The sequence below is a fragment of the Zoogloea sp. genome, assembly GCF_017302315.1.
Lineage (GTDB): Bacteria > Pseudomonadota > Gammaproteobacteria > Burkholderiales > Rhodocyclaceae > Zoogloea.
Map to the genome: position 1 here is coordinate 21,342 of NZ_JAFLDT010000057.1, position 6,264 is coordinate 27,605.

6 protein-coding genes are annotated in these 6,264 nt (G+C 67.4%); 5 read left to right on the plus strand and 1 reads right to left on the minus strand.

The genetic code is table 11. The features are described 5' to 3' along the window. Window position 1 precedes the first annotated feature (1 nt). From J0L98_RS15450 to J0L98_RS15460, 3 genes are all read left to right on the plus strand, one after another. Entirely contained in the window at window positions 2-613 is a 612-nt protein-coding gene (locus J0L98_RS15450) for a Maf family protein (protein ID WP_296412676.1), read from the plus strand. A 184-nt stretch (window positions 614-797) separates the two neighbouring features. Next, on the plus strand, window positions 798-2,252 hold the full coding sequence (gene rng, locus J0L98_RS15455) for a ribonuclease G (RefSeq protein WP_296412678.1): 1,455 nt from the start codon (window positions 798-800) through the stop codon (window positions 2,250-2,252). Between the two features lie 180 nt (window positions 2,253-2,432). Continuing rightward, window positions 2,433-3,524: a helix-hairpin-helix domain-containing protein gene (locus J0L98_RS15460; RefSeq protein WP_296412679.1), complete on the plus strand. Its 1,092-nt coding sequence runs from the start codon at window positions 2,433-2,435 to the stop codon at window positions 3,522-3,524. Window positions 3,525-3,846: 322 nt separating this feature from the next. Here J0L98_RS15460 and J0L98_RS15465 read toward each other — a convergent pair whose 3' ends face one another. Further along, window positions 3,847-4,395: a M48 family metallopeptidase gene (locus tag J0L98_RS15465; RefSeq protein ID WP_296412680.1), complete on the minus strand. Its 549-nt coding sequence runs from the start codon at window positions 4,393-4,395 to the stop codon at window positions 3,847-3,849. 132 nt (window positions 4,396-4,527) lie between these two features. Here J0L98_RS15465 and J0L98_RS15470 point away from each other — a divergent pair, with 132 nt between their 5' ends. Both J0L98_RS15470 and J0L98_RS15475 read left to right on the plus strand, forming a co-directional pair. Further along, window positions 4,528-5,880, plus strand: a complete 1,353-nt coding sequence (locus J0L98_RS15470; protein WP_296412681.1) for a TolC family protein — start codon at window positions 4,528-4,530, stop codon at window positions 5,878-5,880. A 12-nt stretch (window positions 5,881-5,892) separates the two neighbouring features. After that, window positions 5,893-6,264, plus strand: a 372-nt coding sequence (locus J0L98_RS15475; protein WP_296412682.1) for a biotin/lipoyl-binding protein, incomplete at its 3' end; no start/stop codon positions are given.

Below are 6,264 nucleotides of genomic sequence, written 5' to 3' on the forward strand. Positions count from 1 at the left end.
CATGAACCACCCGCCGATCTACCTTGCCTCCAACAGCCCGCGTCGCCGCGAGTTGCTCAAACAGATCCACGTTCCCTTCGAGCCCCTGCTGTTCCGTGGCCCCGGACGCGACGACCACGACATCAACGAGGACGTGCGCCCCGGCGAGGATGCCATCGCCTACGTGCGCCGGGTGGCCCGGGCCAAGGCCGAAGGCGGCATCAACCGGGTGCGCTGGCGCGCCCTGCCTCCCCGCCTGCTGCTGGCGGCGGACACCACCCTCGAACTGGAAGGAGAGATCATCGGCAAGCCCAGCCACGGGGAGCATGCCATCTCCATCCTGCGGGAACTGTCCGGGCGCACCCATCAGGTCCTGACCGCCGTGGTGGTCACGGACGGAGAGCGCTTCGGGGAGCGCCTGTCCACCAGCCAGGTGCGCTTCCGCCGCCTGAGCGAAGATGAGATCCGGCAGTACGTGGCCACCGGCGAGGCCGCCGACAAGGCCGGCGCGTATGGCATCCAGGGCCGCGCCGCGCTCTTCATCGAGGAGATCCGTGGCAGCTACACCGGCATCATGGGTCTGCCCCTGTTCGAGACTGCGGCTTTGCTCCAGGAATTCGGCTATCCTTTGTGACTCGCTGCGCCCCTCTCTGACAGCTTCTTTCAGGCACTGACAGAATCACACCGGCGCCGACGGGCAGACAACACCACAAGAACAAGGCGCGGACCGTACCGCGCCGCCGATGCCGGACGAGCGGCGATCGGCGATGACGCAGCCAATGCCGCGCCATCGCCCATCACCGTTTGCCTCCCGCATCATGTCTGAAGAATATCTGATCAATTTCACACCCCAGGAAACCCGCGTCGCGCTGATGCAGCAGGGCGTGGTCCAGGAAGTCCATGTCGAGCGCACCGCCAGCCGGGGCATTGTCGGCAACATCTACCTGGGCAAGGTGGTTCGCGTGCTGCCCGGCATGCAGTCCGCCTTCATGGATGTCGGCCTGGAACGCACGGCCTTCCTGCATGTGGCCGACATCTGGTCCGACCGCCACACCGGCGACGCACCGCGGCCCATCGAGCGCATCCTCGCCGAAGGCCAAAACCTCATCGTCCAGGTGCTGAAAGACCCCCTGGGCACCAAGGGTGCGCGCCTGTCCACGCAGATCTCTATCGCCGGCCGCATGCTGGTGTACCTGCCCCAGGACAAGCACATCGGCATTTCCCAGCGCATCGGCGACGAAGCCGGGCGGGAAGCCCTGCGCGAGCGGGTCAGCCGTCTGCTGCCACCCAACGAACCGGGGGGCTACATCGTCCGCACCATGGCCGAGAACGCCTCCGACGAGGAGCTCGCCGCCGACATCGCCTACCTCAAGAAACTGTGGGCCGAGATCAAGAACCGCGCCGTGGGTGCCCGGCCGCCCTTCGTGCTGTACCAGGATCTCAACCTGGCCCAGCGGGTGATGCGCGATCTGGTCACCGACGCCACCACCCGCATCGTTGCCGACTCCCGCGAGAACTTCCAGAAGCTCAGCACCTTCGCCACCGAATACATGCCCCAGGTGGCCCCGCTGCTCGACCACTACACCGGCGAGCGCCCCCTGTTCGACCTGCACGGCGTCGAGGCGGAAATCGAAAAGGCCCTGGCCCGGCGGGTGGATCTGAAATCCGGCGGCTACCTGATCATCGACCAGACCGAGGCGATGACCACCATCGATGTGAACACCGGCGGCTTCGTCGGTGCGCGCAATTTCGACGACACCATCTTCAAGACCAACCTGGAGGCAGCCCAGTCCATCGCCCGCCAGCTCCGCGTACGCAATCTGGGCGGCATCATCATCGTCGACTTCATCGACATGGAAAGCCCCGAGCATCGCAGCGCCGTGCTCGAAGAGTTTCGTAAAGCCCTGGCCAAGGACCACACCAAGATGACGGTGAACGGCTTCACCAGCCTGGGCCTGGTGGAGATGACCCGCAAGCGCACCCGGGAGTCCCTGGCCCACCTGCTGTGCGAACCCTGCCCCACCTGTGGCGGCCGGGGCGAGGTAAAGACCGCCCGCACGGTGGCCTACGAAATCCTTCGCGAACTCCTGCGCGAAGCCCGCCAGTTCAATGCCCGTGAGTTCCGGGTGCTGGCCGCACCCAATGTGATCGACCTCTTCCACGAGGAAGAATCCCAGTCCCTGGCCATGCTTTCCGACTTCATCGGCAAGACCATCTCCCTGCATCCCGAGGCCAGCTATGGCCAGGAGCAGTTCGACATCGTGCTGCTGTGAAGACCCCGAAAACCCCCTTGGAATAAACGCACCAATACAGTGCAATCCCAGTATTGGTGCGGGTTTCACGGTTTTTGCGCCCCGTGTCAGTGCATCCAAAAATTCAATCGCCAATTGATTGACGCTGTAATGCCCCGGCCCGCAGAATCGCGCCCCTCGCACAGGCAGGATATTTCCAGGATGCACACCTCCAACACCCTCCAGGCCCCCCTCGGCCAGTCCTCCGGCGCCGTCCGGATCGGTCTCAACCATGGCTACGCCTTCGACGGCGACAGCGTTCAGCTCGATGCCGAACTGCTGGTGGCCAACCCGGAAGAGGCCGCCGGCCAAGAATGGGCGCTCCAGCTATGGGCCTGTGAAGCCCCCTTCAGCGGGCAGCCCGTCCGGGCCGCCATGGTGGCCGAACTGCCCGTGGGTTCCCTGGATGCGGGCAGCCCGGCCTGGGTCAGCGCCTTCACCGCCGCCTGCCCGCCCGCCGGTCAAGCCGGGCACAGCATGGTGCTGGTTCTCGCCGCGGGCCGTGAAGGCCAGTTCGACCAGGTGCTGGACTACGCCAACTTCCCCCGCACCGAAACCTTCGTGCAGCCCCGCCTGGTGGGCAATACCGGGTTCAGCGTCGGCGAGACCACGGTCAGCCTGAACGTCGATGGCATCGAGAACCCCCGTGCCGCCGACAACCTGAGCGGCACCCTGTCGCTCGAGCTGTGGGCGCTTGACGCACCGTACAGCAACGGCATCCCCAATGGCATCCAAGTGGCGGCCACCACCATCGGCAGCCTGGCCGGCCAGAATGGCTGGCAGGACCTCGCCCTCGAGCTGCCCCTGGCCGCCCGCCCCGCCGGCACCTGGCACATCGCCCTGCTGCTGCGCGAATGGACGGCCTTCGGCTACGTGACCCGCGATTTCACCAACTTCCCCCTGCCCCTGAGCTGGGAAGCCGAAGCCGTGGCGGAGCCGACTGCCGAAGTGGTGGCCGAACCTGTCGCCGTCGCCAAGCCCGTCGCTGAAGCCAAGCCGGCCCCCAAAACCAAGTCTGCAACCAAAGCCGCAGCCCCCAAGGCAGCAGCCCCGGCCGAGGCCGCCGCGGTGCCGGCCACCGTCTCGGTGAACAAGGCCAGCGAAGCCGAACTGGCTGCCGTCAAGGGCCTGCCCAAGGCCGTCGCCAGCGCCATCGTCGCCGCCCGCCCCTTCAAGACCCTGGACGAACTGGTCAAGGTCAAGGGCATGGGTGTGAAGATGCTGGACAAGCTCAAGGGCGGCCTGAGCCTCTGATCGTCCGGATGTTGAGCCCGCGCATGTCGCCGGCTCAACACCATGCGGGCCAATAGATTTGCCCCAGCCTGGGCCGGACGCAAACCCAATGCTGACACGGGTTTGGGCGCCCGGCCGGGTCACCCGACGGATGTGGCGGATGGGTGTAGGGGCGACGTCAGTCGCCCGCGGGCTTCAATCAACGGCCTGCCTGTGATCTGCGCGTGGTGGGCGACTGAAGTCGCCCCTACGGGAGCGGCTGCTCCGATCGTCAGACGACGCGTCAGACTGAGGAAATCAGCTTGAATTCGCCCCAACCCAAGGGCCGTCCCACGAACGTTGCCTAGGCGCCCGGCCCATCCTCCCGCGCACCACTCCCCCACAAGTTCTCTCCGCCCACCTCCAGCCAGCACAGCCACGCACGCACGTCGAACTCCAGCTGGTGGTAGTCCGGCTCCATGCGGCAGCAAAGCTGGTAGAAGGCCTTGTCGTGCTGACGCTCCTTCAGGTGCGCCAGCTCATGCACCACGATCATGCGCAGGAATTCCGGTGGTGCCTCCCTGAACAGGGTCGCCACCCGGATCTCGCGCTTGGTCTTGAGCTTGCCGCCCTGCACCCGCGACACCGTGGTGTGGGTGCCAAGCGCGTTGTGGATGGTCTGCAGCTTGCCGTCGAAGGCCACCTTGCTGAGGGGCTCGGCATTGCGCAGGTGGCGCGCCTTCAGCTCCGTCACATAGGCGTACAGGGCGCCGTCATTGCGCACCGGGTGGGCCTGGGGATACTTGCGGAGCAGCAGGGGGCCCAGCCGGCCATCGGCAAGCAGCTCGCGAACCGGGCGCACCAGATGCTCCGGATAGGCATGGAGGTACTTCAATGGCGCCGCAAGTGGCATGGGGCGGATCCAGGAGAAGGTGGCCGGGATTCTAGCTTCAGTCTGAGCGAAATTTGATCTCCCGCAAAACGGACACCCTCCTTAGGCGTAGTTTACTGACCAATTGGTCAGTAAACTACCGAGGTCGATGCGATGAGATCTCCCCATTCCGCCCTCTCCCCAGACGGCCGCATATACGCGTCCGGCGCGCGCCGGCTGGCACATCTGCTCTTACCCCTGCTCCTCACCACAGCCTTTCCCGTGTCGGCTGCCGAAACCCTGGCGGATGCCTGGCGGGCGGCATTTGCCGTGGATGGGCGCCTGCGGGCCGCCGACGCGGACACCGAGGCGGCCCGCGCCAGCCTGGAAGCCGCCCGGGGTCTCGCCCTGCCCAAGGCGACCGCCAGCTCCAGCTACACCGTCCTGAGCAAGGAGCCCGCCGCCCGCATCGGCCTGCCGACACTGCCAGGCATCGCCCTGCCCGATCAGATGCCGCTGGCGGAGCGCACCTACGCCACCCACGCCCTGCAGGCGACCCTGCCGGTCTATACCGGCGGACGCATCACGGCGGCCATCCATGCCGCCGATATCGGTGTGCAGGCCAGCGCCTTCGAGCGCAGCCGCAGCGAGCAGGCGGTGAAGCTGGACGTGGCCGAGGCTTGGCTGAGCGTGCTGCGCAGCCGCCGCGCCCTGGCCGCCGCCGAGCGCCACCTGGCGGCCCTGGACGCCCATGCCCTCGACGTGGACGACCTCCACAAGCAGGGCCTGGTACCCCGCAACGACCTACTGTCGGTGGCCGTCGCCCGTGCCGATGCCCGCCAGCAGCTGACCCGCGCCCGCCACGGGGTGGATCTCGCCGCAGCGGCCTATAACCGTCTCCTGCGTCGCCCCCTGGACTCGCCGGTGGACGTTGCCGAACCGCCCCCGGTGAACACCCATCGTGACGCGCTCTCCGCCCTCGCGGCCCGCGCCCGGAGCCTGCGCCCCGAGCTGTCCCTGCTGGGCGCCCGGGCCGAGGCCACGGACCAGGAGGCCGAAGTGGAACGCGCCGCCCGCCGCCCGCAGGTGGGCCTCAGCGCCGCCCTGCTCCACGAGGACAACCGCTATCGGGTCAATCAGGACATGGCCCAGGTGAGCATCGGCGTACAGTGGGATCTCTTCGACGGCGGCATCCAGCGCCAGCGTGCCGACGCCGCATCGGCGCGAGCCCGCGCCGCCCGGGAGCGTCAGGCCGACACGGCCAGCCTGATCGAACTGGAAGTGCACCGTGAATGGCTGGCCGTGGACGAGGCCACCGAACGCCTCACCACCACCTCCACGGCCATCGCCCAGGCCGACGAAAACCTGCGCGTGGCCCGCGACCGCTATCGCAACGGGATGGGCACCCAGACCGAAGTCCTGGATGCCGAAGCGCTGCGCACCCTCACCGACGGCAACCACCTCAATGCCCACTACGACTTGCACCTCGCCCACTACCGTCTGAAGAAGGCGGTGGGTGAGTTGTAAGGGAGTCACGCCATGCCACTCGACAGAAAGACCCTCAGCATTGCCCTCGCCGCCGTGGCCGTTCTGGCCGTCGGCGCCTGGGCCTGGCAGCACTTCGCCGGCACCACCGCCCTGCCCGAAGGCCTGATCCAGGCCAACGGGCGCATCGAGGGCGACCACACCACCGTGGCCAGCAAGCTCCCCGGGCGCATCGCCGAGATGAAGGTGCGCGAAGGCGACAGCGTGCAGGCCGGCCAGCTCCTCGCCCGCCTCGAGGACACCCAGCTTGCCGCCCGCAAGCAGCAGGCCGATGCCGCCGTGGCCACCGTGCAGGCCCAGCTGGATGCCGCCCGCGCCCAGCTCGCCATCGCCCGTCGCGAGGTGCCCCTGGCTGAGGCCAGTGCC